Annotated in this window: 17 protein-coding genes and 3 tRNA genes; 8 read left to right on the top strand and 12 right to left on the bottom strand. The window is 34.3% G+C overall.

Annotated features, from left to right (window positions below; genetic code table 11):
* Nucleotides 1-130 precede the first annotated feature (130 nt).
* The 3 genes from H602_RS0101210 to H602_RS17965 all read right to left on the bottom strand — a co-directional run bounded on the left by H602_RS0101210 (nucleotide 131) and on the right by H602_RS17965 (nucleotide 1,986).
* Nucleotides 131-943, bottom strand: a complete 813-nt coding sequence (locus H602_RS0101210; protein ID WP_026976375.1) for a DUF3667 domain-containing protein — start codon at nucleotides 941-943, stop codon at nucleotides 131-133.
* A gap of 10 nt (nucleotides 944-953) precedes the next feature.
* Entirely contained in the window at nucleotides 954-1,211 is a 258-nt protein-coding gene (locus H602_RS0101205) for a hypothetical protein (RefSeq protein WP_026976374.1), read from the bottom strand.
* 190 nt (nucleotides 1,212-1,401) lie between these two features.
* Nucleotides 1,402-1,986 (bottom strand): fasciclin domain-containing protein, encoded by a 585-nt coding sequence (locus tag H602_RS17965; protein WP_157504805.1) that lies wholly within the window; start codon nucleotides 1,984-1,986, stop codon nucleotides 1,402-1,404.
* 165 nt (nucleotides 1,987-2,151) lie between these two features.
* Between H602_RS17965 and H602_RS0101195 the strand changes: the two genes are divergently transcribed.
* The gene (locus H602_RS0101195; RefSeq protein WP_026976372.1) at nucleotides 2,152-3,093 is read left to right on the top strand and encodes a hypothetical protein; all 942 of its coding nucleotides are present in this window, start codon (nucleotides 2,152-2,154) and stop codon (nucleotides 3,091-3,093) included.
* 169 nt (nucleotides 3,094-3,262) lie between these two features.
* Nucleotides 3,263-3,664 carry a hypothetical protein gene (locus tag H602_RS0101190; protein WP_026976371.1) on the top strand — a complete coding sequence of 134 codons (402 nt, stop codon included), beginning with the start codon at nucleotides 3,263-3,265 and terminating at the stop codon, nucleotides 3,662-3,664.
* Between the two features lie 234 nt (nucleotides 3,665-3,898).
* Here the strand turns inward: H602_RS0101190 and H602_RS0101185 are convergent.
* From H602_RS0101185 to H602_RS0101175, 3 genes are all read right to left on the bottom strand, one after another.
* Nucleotides 3,899-3,972: transfer RNA gene (locus H602_RS0101185), tRNA-Arg, on the bottom strand.
* Nucleotides 3,973-4,011: 39 nt separating this feature from the next.
* A tRNA-Pro gene (locus H602_RS0101180) sits at nucleotides 4,012-4,086 on the bottom strand.
* Between the two features lie 53 nt (nucleotides 4,087-4,139).
* Nucleotides 4,140-4,226: transfer RNA gene (locus tag H602_RS0101175), tRNA-Ser, on the bottom strand.
* A gap of 228 nt (nucleotides 4,227-4,454) precedes the next feature.
* Between H602_RS0101175 and H602_RS0101170 the strand changes: the two genes are divergently transcribed.
* On the top strand, nucleotides 4,455-5,093 hold the full coding sequence (locus tag H602_RS0101170; protein ID WP_026976370.1) for a M15 family metallopeptidase: 639 nt from the start codon (nucleotides 4,455-4,457) through the stop codon (nucleotides 5,091-5,093).
* Here the strand turns inward: H602_RS0101170 and H602_RS0101165 are convergent.
* Genes H602_RS0101165 through tsaD form a run of 6 tightly spaced genes read right to left on the bottom strand, consistent with a single transcriptional unit; the run spans nucleotide 5,090 to nucleotide 10,317 of the window.
* Nucleotides 5,090-5,662 (bottom strand): hypothetical protein, encoded by a 573-nt coding sequence (locus H602_RS0101165; RefSeq protein ID WP_026976369.1) that lies wholly within the window; start codon nucleotides 5,660-5,662, stop codon nucleotides 5,090-5,092. The two genes, H602_RS0101170 and H602_RS0101165, sit on opposite strands and share 4 nt — an antisense overlap.
* Nucleotides 5,659-6,843 carry a class I SAM-dependent methyltransferase gene (locus tag H602_RS0101160; protein ID WP_026976368.1) on the bottom strand — a complete coding sequence of 395 codons (1,185 nt, stop codon included), beginning with the start codon at nucleotides 6,841-6,843 and terminating at the stop codon, nucleotides 5,659-5,661. Before H602_RS0101160 ends, H602_RS0101165 begins: the two co-directional genes overlap by 4 nt.
* 1 nt (nucleotide 6,844) lies before the next feature.
* Nucleotides 6,845-7,936: an AI-2E family transporter gene (locus tag H602_RS0101155; protein WP_026976367.1), complete on the bottom strand. Its 1,092-nt coding sequence runs from the start codon at nucleotides 7,934-7,936 to the stop codon at nucleotides 6,845-6,847.
* A gap of 2 nt (nucleotides 7,937-7,938) precedes the next feature.
* Nucleotides 7,939-8,577 (bottom strand): DUF4159 domain-containing protein, encoded by a 639-nt coding sequence (locus tag H602_RS0101150; protein WP_026976366.1) that lies wholly within the window; start codon nucleotides 8,575-8,577, stop codon nucleotides 7,939-7,941.
* 4 nt (nucleotides 8,578-8,581) lie between these two features.
* Nucleotides 8,582-9,292, bottom strand: a complete 711-nt coding sequence (locus tag H602_RS0101145; RefSeq protein WP_026976365.1) for a 16S rRNA (uracil(1498)-N(3))-methyltransferase — start codon at nucleotides 9,290-9,292, stop codon at nucleotides 8,582-8,584.
* Nucleotides 9,293-9,294: 2 nt separating this feature from the next.
* Complete coding sequence (tsaD, locus tag H602_RS0101140; RefSeq protein ID WP_026976364.1) at nucleotides 9,295-10,317, bottom strand: tRNA (adenosine(37)-N6)-threonylcarbamoyltransferase complex transferase subunit TsaD; 1,023 nt, start codon at nucleotides 10,315-10,317, stop codon at nucleotides 9,295-9,297.
* Nucleotides 10,318-10,440: 123 nt separating this feature from the next.
* Between tsaD and H602_RS0101135 the strand changes: the two genes are divergently transcribed.
* From H602_RS0101135 to H602_RS0101115, 5 genes are all read left to right on the top strand, one after another.
* Nucleotides 10,441-14,961 carry a translocation/assembly module TamB domain-containing protein gene (locus H602_RS0101135; protein WP_157504802.1) on the top strand — a complete coding sequence of 1,507 codons (4,521 nt, stop codon included), beginning with the start codon at nucleotides 10,441-10,443 and terminating at the stop codon, nucleotides 14,959-14,961.
* Between the two features lie 162 nt (nucleotides 14,962-15,123).
* Entirely contained in the window at nucleotides 15,124-16,110 is a 987-nt protein-coding gene (gene pfkA, locus H602_RS0101130) for a 6-phosphofructokinase (protein WP_026976362.1), read from the top strand.
* Nucleotides 16,111-16,162: 52 nt separating this feature from the next.
* On the top strand, nucleotides 16,163-17,167 hold the full coding sequence (gap, locus tag H602_RS0101125; RefSeq protein WP_026976361.1) for a type I glyceraldehyde-3-phosphate dehydrogenase: 1,005 nt from the start codon (nucleotides 16,163-16,165) through the stop codon (nucleotides 17,165-17,167).
* Between the two features lie 234 nt (nucleotides 17,168-17,401).
* Nucleotides 17,402-18,253: a BadF/BadG/BcrA/BcrD ATPase family protein gene (locus tag H602_RS0101120; RefSeq protein WP_026976360.1), complete on the top strand. Its 852-nt coding sequence runs from the start codon at nucleotides 17,402-17,404 to the stop codon at nucleotides 18,251-18,253.
* 2 nt (nucleotides 18,254-18,255) lie between these two features.
* Nucleotides 18,256-18,621 carry a methylglyoxal synthase gene (locus tag H602_RS0101115; RefSeq protein WP_026976359.1) on the top strand — a complete coding sequence of 122 codons (366 nt, stop codon included), beginning with the start codon at nucleotides 18,256-18,258 and terminating at the stop codon, nucleotides 18,619-18,621.
* The last annotated feature ends 59 nt before the right edge of the window (nucleotides 18,622-18,680 follow it).

The following is an 18,680-nucleotide window of genomic DNA, read 5'->3' as shown; positions in this document are numbered from 1 at the left end:
GGAGAATGTTTCAGTGATATTGTGAGAATAGTAGAGTAGAACCCTACAATTTGTTGCTGTTAAAAAAGAATTCCCTTACATGTATTATGAAAGGGAATTCTTTTTTAATGAAAATATAACGCTCACTGATTTAAGCAGCAGGTGGTTTTGGAACTAAATGCTTAACCGCTTCTGGATTAAAATAAGCAAACAGAAAACCGAAAACTGCTAACATGATTGCAATAACAGCGAACGAAGCAAATAACAGGACGAAGTACAACAAAACTCGAGAGAGAATTTTTTTTAAACTGTATTCGTGATAAAAGTTTTTATAAAAATAAGGCAGTATAATAAAAAAACTAAGCATGGGAAGTACTACAAGTGTCATAGAAACCGCTTCATTATCTTTAAAAAGATATAGCAATGGGTAAATTACAAGTATGCTAATCAAAGTGGAATAAGACAATATATAGGCGTTCATTACCACGTGCTCATAAAAGTTATTTTTAAAAGACTTAAAGGACCATCTGCTTAAAAGCGCAAAAAAAGGCAACAAAGCCAAGGTAAAAAGTGAAATATAGGTTTGTATAAAATCATTGAAACTTTTCATCAGTTTTAACTGAGTTGCATCATTAGATTGCATTGCATTGACTTTGGCAGTCATTTCACCCATTCCTATCAATTTATAGGCGATAAATGCAGAGATTCCACTCAATATAAATGCAAGAGCGATGGGTTTATAATGATTAACCCTATTGCCATCAATAAATGTTCGAGCAGTTTTCCCGGGATTTATCAAAATGTTTTTAAGAGAATAAAAGAACCCTTTATTCATGTGAACGGTAGAATATTGCACTTCGTCCCAAATGTATTTTCGGTCGATGCGTTTGTATTTCTTTTGTCCACAATTGGCACAGAAATTTTGTACTATTTCGGTATTACAATTCAAGCAAGTTGCTTCCATAACTGGTTGACTATAGATTACGAGATTTTTTTTCTGCCATAAGCATTTTATAACTCAGTGACATTGGCAATAAAGTTACAGGTAGAAAAAAGATGGGTATCAAAACTGCTGTCGAGGTGTTGGCAAATTTATTATTTAAAAAGAGAACGAGTAAAACTGCAAATATGATAAAATAGAGAATGATAAATGCAATAAGGACACCTTTCATTAATTTTATTTTCTTTGAAAGTTCATCATCTGTTAATTCGGAATAAGTACTTTTTTTCATATATATTTTATAACTGCGTCAAATTTAAAAAAAAACCGCAATTTATTTCGATTAGTACCTACTAATTACTAATATTATTTACAATTGTGCTACTAAATTTGAATTCAATGTAGTTGCAGAAATTATTTTAATAAAAAAGAACCGCTATCTAACGAAAGATAGCGGTTCTTAACGAATTAAAAAACAAACCTTATTTTGTTGGCATCACTACTGCATCAATTGCGTGAATGATTCCATTTGAAGCTTGCACATCTGGCATTACAACAGTTGACATTGCTCCAGTTGCGTCAGTTAATAGAACTTTATCATCTTTCAAGCTCAAGTCAATTTTTGCACCTTGAACTGTGGTCACAGTATATTTGTTATTATTAGATTTAATTGCATCAATAACAGTTGCAGCATCAAATTTTCCAGAAACTACGTGATATGTCAAAATTGATTTTAATTTTTCAATATTTTCTGGTTTCAATAATGTTTCTACTGTACCTGCTGGCAATTTTGCAAAAGCATCATTTGTGGGAGCAAAGACAGTAAATGGTCCTTCACCGCTTAAAGTTTCTCCTAAACCAGCTGCAGTTACTGCCGCAACTAGAGTTGTAAAATTCTCATTTCCTGAAGCAACTTCTACAATGTTTGGCTCCATTACTGCAACTTCTGTCGTTGCTGTTGTGTCTACGGTTGTTGTATCTGTCGACTCTGTGCTTTCTTTTTTACCGCAAGAAGCTGCAATTATTCCGAAAAGTGCTACTGCTGCAAATGATTTTAGTAATTTCATAATTTTAATTTATTATGGTTCAAAGATAAACAATATTATTCTTGTTTAATGTTTTTAACAAATAATTAAACAAAATTAATTTCGTAAGCCATTTAATTTTGTCACAATTTTTAAAATGATATATGTAACTTTACAATCCAATAGTAAAGTATTGCCCAAAATCCCATGAGAAAATTACTTATTTATTCTTTTTTAATCTTATGCTCTTCAGTATTATTTGGTCAAGAGACACTTGTTAATAGTGTAACGTCTGTTCATAAAGAAATCAGAGGCTCTAAAATTAAAATGATTCCTCCATCCGGTTTTATATCCGCATCAAGCTTTAAGGGATTTCAACAAATTGATGGAAATGCAAGTATTATGATTCTTGATGTTGCCAAACCATTTTCTGCGGTTATGCAAGGTTTAACGTCAGAATCTTTATCCAAACAGGGTGTAAAAGTAGTAACTATTAAAGCGTACATTCTTAACAATCTACCTGCAACACTCATTAAATCAGAGCAAGTTGTGAATGAAATACTTTTTACAAAATATATTTTAGTCACAGGAACAGACGAAGAAACGATTTTAATTAACGGATTAATACCACATGATCAAACAGTTATCGAAAAAATAGTTAAAGAAACGATATTGTCCTCTATTTATGATTCCGAAAAAATAATCGAGCCTTTAGATGTAGTAGATTTTCAAATAAACACGAAAAACTCAGGACTTAAGCTGGCTAAAATTCAGCCCAATATGTTGATTTTTAACCACGATGGCAAAATACCGACAGAAGTAGCAGATAAAACTTCTATCGTCGTAGCGAAAACATTCTCACAGCTTTTAATTGCGGATAAGAAGTCGTTTGCTCTTAATAAAATTAGAACATTGCCGATTCAAATAAATAAAATTAGATCCACTCTTCCAATTACGATCGATGGTTTAAAAGGTTACGAAGTTGTCGCTCAAGGTCAAAACCGTAAAACAGGTCATAGTGAAAGCGTCTATCAAGCGATTCTGTTCAGTAACGAAGGATATTACATTATTTATGGATCTTCTGAGTCGAATATCTCAAATAATCTACTGCTTTTTAAAGATGTTGCACAAACTTTCAAACTAAAGTAGCCACATTCATGCATGAATTGTACAGCCATTTCGGTTTATACACTTTCAATTGCAAAGCTCCATAAAATATACAGTTAACATTTTCTACAATTAAAGCAAATGTTCTTTAGTTAAAAAGAGAGATTTAAGTTGCATTAATGTAATTTTGCAGAAAATAAAAAGTTTTAAAATGTTATATCAACCGGTCTTCATCGAATTTTATGAAAAAGTAAAAACCAGTATTACTGCGGGAACGTTCGCAAAGCTGACTTTGGCAAAAACAATGGGCGACACGGATCTTAAAAACATCTATGTTCGGTTAAATATTTTGGATTCAGGTGGATATAATTTAGCGTTTACTTCACGCTACAAAACCGAAGAAATTGAAAGCTTTCATACCCTAGATGAAGCTTTCATGATTTTAAGTTCCTTTATCAAAAGTCCGTTTCTGACAGCTCTATTATTTACCACAGAAAACGACATCACTTTTAAGGTCAATAAAAAGAATGTTGGAAGTATAGTGGTGCAAACGGCAACATTTAAAAATGCGTCTCCTGTAATGCTGGAAATGATCGAAAAGGGAATTGTTTAACTACCTGTATTTCCTTTAAATTAGACTTTCAAAGAAAACAAATTTAGTATCGTCCTACATCTCTTGTGCTTTTCAATTACAGAAGTAGGGCGGGATCTTGTCTTGATGTGTCAATTAGTTGTATTTTTGAGATACCATCAAGAACGTTTTTTAAAACAGAGAAAGTCTTTTTGCTTACTTCATTCAAAAAGTCTATAAAACAAAAAAACCACTGAAAAATCAGTGGTTTTGGTGTGAAGGCAGAAGGATTCGAACCTTCGACCGCCTGCTTAGAAGGCAGGTGCTCTATCCAGCTGAGCTATGCCTCCATTTGTCTTTTAAAACTTAAATGGAAAAAGTTTAATTTGTCGGGGTGGCAGGATTCGAACCTGCGACCTCCTGCTCCCAAAGCAGGCGCGATAACCGGGCTACGCTACACCCCGAAGGTGTAAATTTCAATCTCAAAATGTCAATTTCCAAAGAAAAAGCGATTTAGCGGAGAGTAAGGGATTCGAACCCTTGGTACAGTTTCCCATACGCTTGTTTAGCAAACAAGTCCTTTCGGCCACTCAGGCAACTCTCCAAAATTCAAAGAACTTTACTTGTTTTAAGCGGTTGCAAATGTAAGGCAACATTATAAATCTTGCAAGTAAAACAACCCTTTTTTTTAAAATAAATTGATCTTATTTTTAAATTATCTAGTTATCAATACTATACTATTTCGAGTGATGTCAATTAATTTCGCTTTAATTTTTTTTTGAGGTAAAATACAATGCAAAATGAGTACATTTATCTTTTAAAATTTTTGGCTATGAAAGTTTCTATTATAAAGTTTACAGCAATTGTACTGCTCTTTTTAGGAGCGCACACCGTCTTTGGTCAACAAGATGACGCAATTGTCGCAGATTCGACGTTCGTTAATTTAAAAGACTACAGCGCGTCCTTTGTATATGATATGAAATATGCTACAGATGATAATTTCTTAAATGCAAAAGTGTACGATTGTGCAGAATGCTATCTCAGGCTGAAAACCGTGAAGGCTTTAGTTGCTGCAAACGCGTCTTTTCAAAAATTAGGCTATCAGATCAAGATTTTTGACTGTTACCGACCTTTATCCATCCAAAAAAGGATGTGGGCTATTGTACCCAATCCCAAATATGTCGCCAATCCAGCAAGAGGTTCCATCCATAATAGAGGTGGAGCAGTAGATTTAACACTAGTGGACAGTTCTGGTGTAGAAGTAAATTTTGGAACTGCATTTGATTTTTTTGGCAAAGAAGCAGCTCATTCCTATAAAAAATTAGATCGGAAAATAATAAATAACAGAAAGTTTCTGCGCAAAGTTATGGAAGAAAACGGCTTCAAAGCAATTGAATCCGAGTGGTGGCACTATAATTTTACAGGTGCGTTAAATGAGCAAGTATCCAATTTTAATTGGCCTTGTGATTAATCGATGACGCAGTGCAAATTTTCTACAAAAAAGTTCTCGGGACTTGAATTTTGGTTGGTGAGTTCCGATATCAATTCTTTTTTGGCAACAATGTCTTCCATAGCTGTAGAATATTTGATACGAATAAGCGAAATAGGCGACGTTTTTAAATCTTCGATGCTTCCGGTCATAAAAAAGAAATTGCCCGAAAGTATCCTGGTACTTAGTTTTTGTTCGTCTATGCGAACTAAATTGCCGCATGTATCTTGATCTCCATAAAGTAAAGTTACAACTCTCCCGTTTTGTAATTGCAGGTAGATTTTTGATTGATTGTCAAAACAATTCGCACCTATAAAATCAGCGCTTTTTATGATTTTTTGCACTTTTAAAAGTGGTGTGCCGTTATTATTGATAAGTGAGAAAAACATATAAGTTGCTTTTCCTGCAAATACTTTTTCGTGCATTAAAAAGTCTTTCGTTTCCTTATACGTTCCAATACTATCCTTGATATTGGTTGTAAACACACATTCTTTTTGTGCAAAAGATTGCATTCCAAAAAATAAACTTAAAACTAAAATAATGCTTTTCATGGTTGTTGGATTTTGTTGCAAAGTAAAACAATTTTTCTATTATTGATATCAGTGGTAAAAAAAGCATACCGATTTCCACCGTCTCTGATTTTCCACTTTTTTCGAATATTTTCTACGGTTTCTGGAAAATTTCTAATTGTAATGTTGCATTGTTGTTTTTCAAAATACTTCTTTAAATTTTCTTTATTGTACTCTAAATGCTCCAGAATTTCAAAAACTCTTCCAGGAAAATCAATTATCGAATCTGAAGTATATAAATGCGAATGGGTATGTAATTTTGCCAAATTAAAACGACTACTAACCAAATTAAAATTCCCAGATTTCATTAAAGCGCTGTTTGGCTCGTACAAATAGGAAAGAGGAAGACCAAAGTGCAACAGCGGGGTTTCTTCCCCTAAAAAAGCCTCAAAAATAGTTGTAGTTTTACCGAAGTCGATTGCTATAATACTTATCTTTCCAGCGTAATTATTTTCAAGTTCAATAAGCAACTCCTTTACTTCGTTTTCAAGCGAAACAATGTGTATTTTCTTGACACTTTTCAATTCTTTTAGCGCTGATGTAATGTCTAAAATCGGAGCCACTTTAATTAAAATGTTGTCTGATTTTTCAAAATAGAAATCTAGTAAGTCAGGAACATTTGGCAGGCAATCTGCAAGTAAAAAAACTTTTCCTTTAACACTATTTCTTCTGGAAGGATCAATATAAATCCAGCTGAACTTTTGCGAAGACTCTTTCAAAAAGTCGATGCTATCACCCGTTATAAAGGTACAATTACTAACGTTTAACTCCGCAAAGTTATGCCTTACAATTGCCGACAGTTCAGCATTAATCTCGCAGTGGTACAGTTCCTTTACACCTTTGGCAAAGTAATAATCGTCTACACCAAATCCTCCGGTTAAGTCCACCATAGACATTCCCGAAACAATTGTGGCTTTGTAACGAGCAGTAACTTCCGAAGATGTTTGCTCAACGGATATTTTTTCTGGATAAATAATTCTTTCTGCGGCAAACCAAGTTGGTAGTTTATCTTTTGATTTTGCTTTGGCGACAATTTGATTCAGTAGTACTTTATAATCCAAGTTTGGAAAAGGATTTTTCTTCAAAGCCAACTGTTTGATATCTGTAGAAAGATTCCTGTTTATAAAATCTTGAACTTGTTCTTTTAGTAGAATTTTGTACACATCAAATGTTTTTAGTCATCATTCGTACAAATTTATTTTCAGGTAGAAATTCCTTTCCAATCACTTTTAAAATAGTATAAAGTGGCACCGCGATAATCATTCCCATGATGCCAAATAGAAAACCAGCAATTAAAATGACAAGGAAAATTTCCAACGGATGCGAATTGACGCTACTTGAAAATATATAGGGTTGAGATAGGTTGTTATCAATAACCTGAACAATCCAAAAACCAATCATCACATAAATTGTAGTGGGTAAAATTTCACTCTGAAAATCCGCGCCTAAATTATTAATCATGGTCAAAATTGCCGCCAAAACCGAAGCAATTAAAGGTCCAACGTAAGGAATGATATTTAAGACTGCACATAAAAATGCAATAACAAATGCATTATCAATTCCAAAAATCAATAAAACAATTAGGTATAACACAAAAACGATGGTAAGTTGAATCAATAACCCAATGAAATAACGCGACAATAAATGATTGATTTGCTCTAAAGAACTTACTATTCGCTCTGCGTGTTCTTCCGGTAAAAGTGAATTCACCATGCGTGAAAATAGAATACGGTCTTTTAAGAAAAAGAATGTAATGAATAAAACAGAGGCCAATCCCATTCCAAAACTACTAACCGTGGCCAAAATACTGTTTAAAAAATTAGGTATAAAATTTAAATTCAGACTGGACGTTAGATTTGAAGTATTTAATGCTGCCGAAGAATCAATTCCATGACTGTCTAAAAATTGAGTAACTTGACCCGTTAAATTTGCTATAGTGGTTTCAATACTCGCAATGTTTAATATTGATAGATTTTGACCTTGATCCAAGATCAATGGAATAAACATCATGATAAATCCTGCAATAAGGAGTACAAAGAAGAGAAGTGTGGTTGCAGTTGCAAAAATAATATTGAATTTCAACCTATGACGTAAAAAAATCATAATTGGAGCTCCAATCAGCGTTAAGATTAGCGAAACAATCAAATAGATAAGAACGGATTGAATTAAATATAAAATATAAAGCAAAAGCGCAATTCCTGCTAGGATCAGCACACCACGAACAATTCCGTTTCCAATTATTCTTGAATTTACCATCTTTAGTTTGTAAAAATATAATTAATAATATTCGCACCCATTTTTAACGCTTTTTGGCGCACTTCAAGCGGATCATTGTTGACTTCTGCATCTTCCCATCCGTCACCCAAATCTGATTCGTATGTATATAACAGCACCAATCGGTTTTTTACAAAAACACCAAATGCTTGAGCTCTTTTCCCATCATGCTCATGAATTTTTGGCAATCCAGATGGAAATGGATTTGGTTTCTGAAATAGAGTATGCGACGCTGGAATTTCGGTCAAGACGTCGTTTGGGAACAGTTTTTTTATTTCCTTTCTAATGTACTGATCCATTCCGTAATTATCATCAATGTGTAAAAAGCCTCCCGATTTCAAATAATTTTGAAGATTTAGCACTTCACTCGGACTAAAAACGACATTTCCGTGTCCGGTCATGTGCAGCATCGGATAATTAAATATATCAGGACTATCAGGAGAAACAGTTGCGGGTTTTGCCTTTATCTTAGTATTAATGGTTTGGTTTGAATACTTAATTAAATTAGGTAAAGAAGTTGGATTAGCATACCAGTCGCCACCTCCATTATACTTCAATAAAGCAATTTCTTGTGCAAAAAATAGTGTCGGGAATAATAGAAAAAGAACAATGAATTTCCTCATATTGCTAATCTTGATTTACAAAAGCTACGCTGTGACAACCTACAATTGCAGCAGTTTCAGTTCGAAGTCGTGTTTCTCCTAAAGTTACTGGTAGGTAACCATTAGCAATGGCTAATTGAATTTCGTTTTCAGAAAAATCGCCCTCAGGTCCAATTAAAAGTGTAATTTCTTCACCTTTAACAATCAATTCTTTTAACGACTTTTTATTTGTTTCTTCACAATGTGCAATCAGCAAAGTTCCATCATTTGACGGCGCTTTAATGAACTCCTTAAAAGGAATTGCGTCATTCAATATAGGGAAATAACTTTGCAAAGATTGTTTTGAAGCAGAGTGAATGATTTTCTCAAAACGATCATTCTTTATGAATTTCTTTTCAGATCGATCACAGATAATAGGAGTGATGCTGGTTACGCCAATTTCGGTTGCCTTTTCCAAAAACCACTCATAACGATCGTTCATTTTTGTTGGCGCAACCACCAAATGAATTTTATAATTCATCGGCTTTTGCTTTTCTGCAGATGTGATTTTTACTTGACACTTTGTATCCATGCCAATAACAATTTCAGCTGTAAAAATATAACCTAAACCATTAGTTACATGTAAAATATCGCCTTCTTGCTTACGCAATACTTTAACAATATGTTTGCTTTCTTCTCGATCGAAAGTAAAGTGTTCTGTAGTTTTTGTAAGACTTGGATTGTAAAATAATTGCATAATTAAAATTGTATTCTGGCTTTTGAAACAACCGCCGTATTTTCAAATTTTTGGTGTAAATATTTTTGATAACCTACAATTCCAATCATTGCAGCATTATCGGTAGTGTATTCAAATTTTGGAATAAATGTCTTCCAGCCGTATTTTTCTTCGGCTTCTTTCAATGTTTTTCTGATGCCTGAATTAGCAGAAACGCCTCCGCCAATTGCAATGCGATTTATGCCCGTTTCCTTCACTGCCATTTTTAATTTATCCATCAAAATTTCAACTATTGTATGTTGAATGGAAGCACAAATATCATCTCGATTTTCTTCAATGAAATCTGGATTTTCTGCGACTTTCTTTTGTACAAAATACAAGATAGCCGTTTTTAAACCTGAAAAACTAAAATTTAATCCTGGAACTCGGGGTTTTGTAAAGGGAAAAGCTTTTGGATTTCCCAATTGTGCATATTTGTCAATTAGTGGTCCACCAGGATAAGGCAATCCTAAAATTTTTGCGCTTTTATCAAAGGCTTCTCCGACAGCATCATCAGTGGTTTCACCAATAATTTCCATGTCAAAAAAATCGCGTACAACTACAATTTGCGTATGTCCTCCGGAAATGGTTAAGGCTAAAAACGGAAATTCTGGTTGATCAAAACCGACTTCATCAATAAAATGCGCTAAAATATGAGCATGCATGTGATTTACGGCGATCAATGGAATTTGCAATGCCAACGATAATGACTTTGCAAAAGAACTTCCTACTAACAAGGAGCCCATCAATCCGGGACCTTGCGTAAAAGCTATAGCTGAAAGTTGTTCTTTACTGATGTTCGCTTTTTTTAAGGCGGCGTCAATAACGGGAACAATATTTTGCTGGTGTGCTCGAGACGCAAGTTCGGGAACCACACCTCCAAATTCGTTATGAATCAATTGATTAGCAACAACATTAGATAGAACAGTATTATTCTGTAAAACTGCTGCAGCAGTATCGTCACAAGAACTTTCAATAGCAAGTATAAAAACAGGCGGCATTGTCATATAAAAGGCATGAATTTTGAGTTATTATAGGCTGTAAGATTCAAAAAAACTGTATTTTTACAACGTAACAAAAATAACATTTTTATTTCGAGGTTTTCCCATTACACCGCCAAAATATAATTATTGGAAAAAGCACAAAAAACAACCGCAATTCAAAAGCTAAAAATATATACATTCCGAGTATTACTCGGGCTGATATTACTTTTGATAACTTCAGCGATTGTGCTTTCGCTCCCTTTTGTTCAAACCCGTATAGGTCACTATATTACCGGAATGTTGAATGATGATTTTGGAACTGATATCAATGTTGAACAAGTTGCAGTATCCGTTTTTGGAGGTGTAAAACTTAAATCCGTATTGATTAAAGACCATCATCATGATACTCTGATTTTTGCCAACAGAATAAAAACTAACATTTTAGATGTTGGTAAAATGCTCAATGGCGATTTGCTTTTTGGTGACATTCGACTGGACGGTGTTGTTTTTAACCTGAAAATTTACAAAGGTGAATCTGATTCTAATTTAGATAACTTTGTTAAATTATTCGATTCGGATAAACCTCATAGTGGAAAGAAATTCGTTTTTGAAGCGACTAATGCTTATTTAACCAATACCACTTTTAGAGTCATTAATGAAAATTTGCAGAATCCAAAGAGTGTTGATTTTACTAAAGTAGAAGCGTCCTTAAGTACTTTTAAGATTTTAGGTCCCGATTTGACTACCAAAATTAATAAAATGTCTTTTCGCGACCATCGCGGTTTAAAGATTCAAAGTTTAAGCGGTCAGTTTAGCTATTCTACCACAAGTATAATGATAGATGACTTTCAGTTTAAAACTAAAGAATCTGATTTTAAAGGTAGTGCGAAGCTTATTTACAACCGCGTAGATTTTGCCGACTTCATTAATAAGGTAAAATTTGATGTAAAATTTGACGAAGCAACACTTTCAAGCAATGACATTCGCTACTTCTATAATGAATTAGGAAAGGATAAAAATTTCAATATTAAAGGTCATATTACAGGTCCATTAAATAATTTGATGCTAGACAATCTTAAATTGATTGATGACCAAGGAACTCAAGTTATTGGAAATGTAAATTTCAAAAATCTTTTTGGCGATAATGAACAGCGCTTTTATATGAAAGGTGATTTCTATAATGTTAGCTCAGATTACGATAATTTATCGGAATTGCTGCCCAACGTTCTGGGTAAAAAGCTGCCTGAAATTTTAAGAAAGTTAGGAAAATTTATGGTTGTGGGTTCTGCAGAAGTGACGGCATCGGAAATTAAAACCGACTTTTTCATGAGAACCGAATTGGGTAATATCAAATCTGATTTGGAAATGGCTCAAATTGAAAATATAGATAACGCCACTTATACTGGAAATGTAGAGTTGGATCAGTTTAATATTGGTCAATTTTTAAGCATCAAAGACATTGGAATCGTCAGTATGGACGTTGCAATAAAAGGTAAAGGATTTACCGAACAATATGTGGATACCTATCTTAAAGGAGGAATTTCAAAATTGAGTTACAATAAGTACAACTATTCAGACATTGTAATTGAAGGGAATTTTAAGCGTCCTATATTTAAAGGAACTATCAATGTCAATGATCCAAATCTATTCATGGATTTTGACGGTTTGGTCGATTTGAGTAAAAAAGTATTGCGATATGATTTTAAGACTAACATTGATTATGCAAATTTGTCCAAACTTAATTTTGTAAATGATTCAATTGCAGTTTTTAAAGGAAATGTAGCAATGAATGTTTCGGGAAATTCACTTGATGATTTGGCCGGAGAAATTAAAATATCGCAAACTGCTTATAACAATGATAAAGACAATTATATTTTTGACGATTTTACCATAACCTCCACTTTTGATGCAAATAATGAACGGACTATTGCGGTAAATTCCCCCGACATTATTGAAGGGCAAATGGTGGGTAAATTCAAGTTTAAAGAGCTTGTTGACATTATGGAAAATGCAGCAGGAAGTCTATATGCCAATTACATCCCGAATAAAGTTTCCAAAGGACAATACGTCAAATTTAATTTCAGTGTTTACAATAAAATAATTGATGTGTTTGTTCCCGAAATAGAACTGGGTTTAAATACAACTATTAGAGGTGCGATAGATTCGGATAAAAACGAATTTAAAATGGTTTTCAACTCACCCAATATTAAAGCTTTTGACAACATAATTGATAAAATCCGAGTTGATATTGACAATAAAAATCCATTATACAATACATATATTGAAATGGACAGTATCAAAACAAAGTACTATAAGGTAAGCGACTTTAGCTTCATTAATGTAACCGCAAATGACACATTATTTGTGCGAACAGAATTTAAAGGTGGAAAAAACGCACAAGATTTCTATAATCTGAATCTTTACCATACCATAAATCCAGAAAACAAAAGTGTGATAGGTATGAAAAAATCAGAGGTTCATTTTAAAGACTACATGTGGTTTTTAAATGAAGAGGAAAATACGGATCACAGAGTTGTTTTTGATAAAGGCCTAAAAAACTTTGACATTGAAAACTTTGTAATGACGCATGAAGATCAAAAAATTGAATTATTTGGAAGTCTCAAAGATTCAACCTATAAGGATTTAGAGCTTAATTTTGCAAATGTAGAATTAGGCAAGGTTATTCCAACAATAGACAGTTTAAAGGTGAACGGAAAGTTAAATGGAAAAATTAATTTTAAACAAAACAAGCAAATATACCAACCTACAGCACAGATTAGAGTGGACAGTTTGCAAATGAATTCTATAGATTTAGGGAATTTAAATTTAGACATAGTCGGAGACGACGATTTCCGAAAATTTACAGTGTTGTCAAATTTACAAAATAAAGATGTCGAGTCGTTTTTGGCAGAAGGAACATTTGCCATCCAGAATAAAGAGACCATAATGGATCTGGATTTAAGGCTTAACAATTTTAATGCAGCTACTTTAAGTCCGCTCGGTGGCGAGGTAATCTCCAATATACGTGGTTTGGTGTCAGGAACGGCTAATTTTAGAGGAAATGTGAAAGACCTGGAAATCAATGGACGACTTTTTCTAGATGATGCAGGTTTAAAGATTCCGTATCTCAATGTAGATTTGGGCTTCAAACAAAATTCTATTGTAGATGTTACTTCCAATCAATTTATTATACAAAATGCTACAATTGAGGATACAAAATTCAATACTCAAGGAAGATTAAATGGAACCATAGGTCATAAAAACTTTACAGATTGGAAGCTCGATTTATCGATAAATACCAATCGCTTGTTGGTTTTGGACACAAAAGATTCTGAAGAAGCGGCTTATTACGGAACTGCCTTTATCGATGGAATTGCTAAAATTAAAGGACCTACAGACGGTTTATTGATTGAAGTGGAAGCTGAATCCAAACAAGGTACAACCATTAAAATCCCCATCAATAATGCAGAATCTGTAGGTAATAAAAGTTTCATGCATTTTCTTTCGCCAGTGGAAAAAAACAATTTGGAAAAGGGAATTTTCAGTGCGGTTAGAAATTACAAAGGATTGGAACTAAAATTTGATTTGAACATTACACCCGAAGCAGAAATTGAAGTAATTCTTGACCGAGAAACAGGTCACGGAATGAAAGCTAAAGGAAATGGAACGCTTTTGCTTGAAATCAATACGTTAGGTAAATTCAACATGATTGGTGATTATCAGGTATATGAAGGTAGCTATAATTTTAAATACCGCGGACTGATTGACAAACGTTTTGAAGTAAAAAAATTCAGCACCATTGTATGGGAAGGCGATCCATTGAGAGCCCGATTGGACTTGGAAGCCATCTATAAAACCAGTGCCAATCCATCCGTTTTGCTAGACAATCCGAGTATCAATCGTCGTGTTCCGGTGGAAGTAGGAATTGGTATTACAGGAAGTTTAAGTAGTCCAGAACCTGATTTTCAAATTAATTTCCCAACCGTAAGTTCGGTTCTTAAATCGGAAATTCAAACCAAATTAAGCGACAAGGACATTCGCCAAACACAAGCGCTGACTCTTTTAAGTACTGGCGGTTTTTTAAGCCAAGACGGAGTGGATCAAAATGCCTTGACTCGAAATTTATTTGAAACGGCAGGCGGTATTTTTGATGATATTTTTCAAGATCCAGATGATAAATTAAAAGTGGGAATAGACATCATTTCTGCCGATCGAACTCCAGGACAAGAATCTGATGGGTCTGTAGGATTTACGGTTTCCACCCAAATTAACGAACGCATTACAGTTAATGGAAAATTAGGTGTTCCTGTAGGTGGAATTAATGAATCGGCAATTGTTGGAAATGTAGAAATCCAGTACCGTGTCAATGAAGACGGAAGTATGAATCTTCGGGTTTTTAATCGTGAAAATGACATCAACTATATTGGAGAAGGAATTGGCTATACGCAAGGTGCAGGTATTACTTACGAAGTTGATTTTAACACATTCCAAGAATTGGTAAATCGCTTCTTTAAGAAATATAAAGTGGATAAATTTAAAGTGGATTATTTGGTTCCTGATTCTGATCCGAATCCTAACAATATGAATTTCCCTACTAAGGAGAAAAAAAAGGAAACTAAAGAGCAAGTAAGGCCAAATTCGGAAGCCATTCCTTCAAAGGAGGATTAAACCTTTCCTTCTAGAAAATTGCACGCAACAGTACTTTATCCCTGCGTTTTTAAAAACTTATCAACGAAAACGTTTGAAATCATAACAGTTTACTAAAATACCATTCCACTTGCTTTTAAAGTAATTTATCTTTGTTAAATTAGCAAGAAAATTAGTCACTGCATGTCAAAAATGATTAAAAAAATTGGAGTTTTAACTTCTGGTGGAGATGCACCGGGAATGAATGCCGCAATCCGCTCTGTAGTTCGAACCTGTGCTTTTCACGGAATCGAATGCGTTGGAATTTACCGTGGATACCAAGGTATGATTGAAGGCGATTTTAAAGAAATGGGACCTCGAAGTGTTAATAACATCATTAACAAAGGAGGAACTATACTAAAATCGGCACGTTCAAAAGATTTTATGACTGCTGAAGGTCGGAAACTAGCGCATGGAAATCTTCTAAAAGCTAGAGTCGACGCTTTAGTCGTAATCGGTGGAGATGGAAGTTTTACTGGAGCCGAAGTTTTCAATAAAGAATTTAATTTTCCAGTAATGGGAATTCCAGGTACCATAGACAATGATATTTTTGGAACAAGTCATACACTTGGTTATGATACTGCTTTAAATACGGTTGTAGAATGCATCGATAAAATTCGTGACACAGCAAGTTCACATAACCGTCTATTCTTTGTGGAAGTGATGGGACGCGATGCGGGTCACATTGCTTTGAACGCCGGAATTGGAGCAGGAGCAGAGGAAATTTTAATTCCTGAGGAAGATTTAGGATTAGACCGACTTTTAGAATCACTTCAAAAAAGTAAGGCTTCAGGTAAGTCCTCGAGCATTGTAGTTGTAGCAGAAGGTGATAAAATGGGTAAAAATGTCTTTGAATTAAAAGATTATATTGAATCCCATTTACCTGAATATGACATTCGTGTTTCCGTTTTGGGACACATGCAACGTGGTGGATCACCTTCTTGTTTTGACCGTGTATTGGCAAGTCGTTTGGGTGTAAAAGCAGTGGAAGCTCTACTAGAAGGCAAGTCAAACTTCATGGTGGGAATACTAAAAGATGAAGTCACTTTAACGCCTTTGGAACAAGCAATAAAAGGACATTATCCGATTGATATGGAACTACTTCGCGTGTCGGATATCATGACAACTTAATATAAATTATAACACATTTAAAGTTTTAACTTTAATAAAATCAAAAAATAAAATGTCAAAAATAAAATTAGGAATAAACGGTTTTGGTCGAATTGGAAGAATTGTATTTAGAGAATCTTTTAATAGAGATAATGTAGAGGTTGTAGCAATTAACGACTTATTGGACGTTGAACACTTGGCTTACTTACTAAAATACGATTCAGTTCACGGAAGATTCAACGGAACTGTTGAAGTCAAAGAAGGAAATTTATATGTAAACGATACACTTATTCGTGTAACTGCAGAAAGAAATCCTGCCAATTTAAAATGGGACGAAGTGCAAGCTGAAGTAGTGGCTGATTGTACCGGAATTTTTACCACGCTTGAAAGTGCAAAAGCGCATATTGAAGGTGGTGCTAAAAAGGTGGTCATCTCGGCTCCATCAGCAGATGCTCCAATGTTTGTAATGGGTGTCAATCACGAAAAAGCTACAGCAAGCGATACAATTGTTTCCAATGCCTCTTGTACAACAAACTGTTTGGCTCCTTTGGCCAAAGTATTGAATGATAATTTTGGAATTGTAGAAGGTTTAATGACTACAATTCACGCTACAACTGCCACGCAATTAACAGTGGACGGACCATCACGAAAAGATTTTAGAGCCGGTCGTGCAGCAGGATTAAATATAATTCCAGCTTCTACAGGTGCAGCAAAAGCGGTAGGAAAAGTTATTCCAGAATTAAACGGAAAATTAACTGGTATGTCTATGAGAGTACCCGTTGCCGATGTTTCTGTAGTAGATTTAACAGTAAAATTAGCAAAAGAAACAAGCTATGAAGAAATTATGGCAGTGCTAAAAAAGACGTCTGAAACTACAATGAAAGGTATTTTGGGATTCACAGAAGACGATGTGGTTTCACAGGATTTTGTAGGCGACGCTCGTACTTCAATTATTGATGCAAAAGCCGGAATAGGCTTGAATTCCACATTTTTCAAGATTGTTTCATGGTACGATAACGAGTACGGTTATTCTAGTAAATTAATCGATTTATCTGTTCACGTAGCAGGTTTAAAATAAAAATAATTGTAAAAATCCCGTTGATGTAGTTCAATGGGATTTTTGTTTTTTGGAGCTATTTCCAGCTATTCGTTGCAATCTTTATATCCCGAACCCCGGGACATAAAGGATTTCCACTGCTATCTGGGCTAGGGATTTTCGGTTTTGATATCGTTTATTTTTCAATAGAAAGTTCATTCTCACAGAAAACATAATTTAGTAAAATACTATATTTCAATATAAATTTTCAAGACAATGAAATTACTTGTAGATAGCGGTTCCACAAAAGCCGACTGGATTGCCATAGACGATTCCGGAAAAGTATTGTTTACCACCCAAACTTTAGGACTCAATCCCGAAGTTTTAGACGAAGATCAAATCACTGCACGACTGGACGACCGTTTCGATATTTTACACAATAAAAATAATGTTACACATTTATATTTTTACGGAGCAGGTTGTGGTACAGATAGAATGAAAAAATTTTTATCAAAAGTATTTGAAACGTATTTTGCCAATGCAAATGTTTCCGTTCAAGAAGACACCTATGCAGCAGTTTACGCTACTACACCCAAAGGCGAAAAAGCAATTGTATCTATTTTAGGAACAGGTTCTAATTGCAGTTATTTTGATGGAACTATTTTGCATCAAAAAGTACAGTCGTTAGGATACATTGCAATGGATGATTGCAGTGGAAACCAGTTTGGACGTCAATTAATTCGAGGTTATTATTTTAATAAAATGCCTTCAGACTTAGCACAAATTTTTGAAAAAGAATACAACTTAGATGCTGATGCAATCAAACATAATCTATATAAAGAAGCCAATCCCAATGCGTACTTGGCTACTTTTGCAAAATTTTTAATTCAGCATAAAGACCATGAGTTTTGTCAAAAAATTATACGATCTGCAATGCAGGACTTTGTAGATAATTACATCACACAATTTGACAATTGCCGGGAAGTTCCCGTCCACTTCATTGGTTCCATAGCTTTTTATTTAAAAGAAGAGCTCCAAATGGTTTTAGCAGAAAATAAATTAACTGTTGGAAACGTGTTGCGTAGGCCAATTGATGGCTTGATTCAATATCATTTACTAAATCGATAAATATGGAAATTGCAATTATTGCCCACGATCGAATGAAAGCCGACATGGTTCAGTTCTTGAATAAAAATAAAGCTGTGCTGTCTCGAAATGAAATTCAAATGGTAGCTACCGGAACAACAGGAAGTAAGGCAGAAAATGCAGGGTTTAAAGTTTTAAAAATGCTTTCAGGTCCAATGGGTGGTGACGCTCAAATTGCTGCTCGAGTGGCAGAAGGTAAAACTCAAATGGTTCTTTTCTTCAAAGACCCCAATTCCAGTCATCCTCATGAAGTGGATATTAACATGCTAATCAGAGTATGTGACGTTCATAATATTCCATTGGCAACAAACGAAGCAACCGCTCAGTTATTATTAAGTGCTATCGAATAATGTAATTCATTAAATTTTATAAAAAAAAAGCTCCCAAAATTCAAGATGAATAGTGGGAG

Source organism: Flavobacterium tegetincola DSM 22377 (assembly GCF_000425485.1).
GTDB classification, from domain to species: domain Bacteria; phylum Bacteroidota; class Bacteroidia; order Flavobacteriales; family Flavobacteriaceae; genus Flavobacterium; species Flavobacterium tegetincola.
The sequence above is the reverse complement of the archived record's forward strand: the minus strand, read 5'-3'. Positions and strand labels throughout refer to the sequence as shown.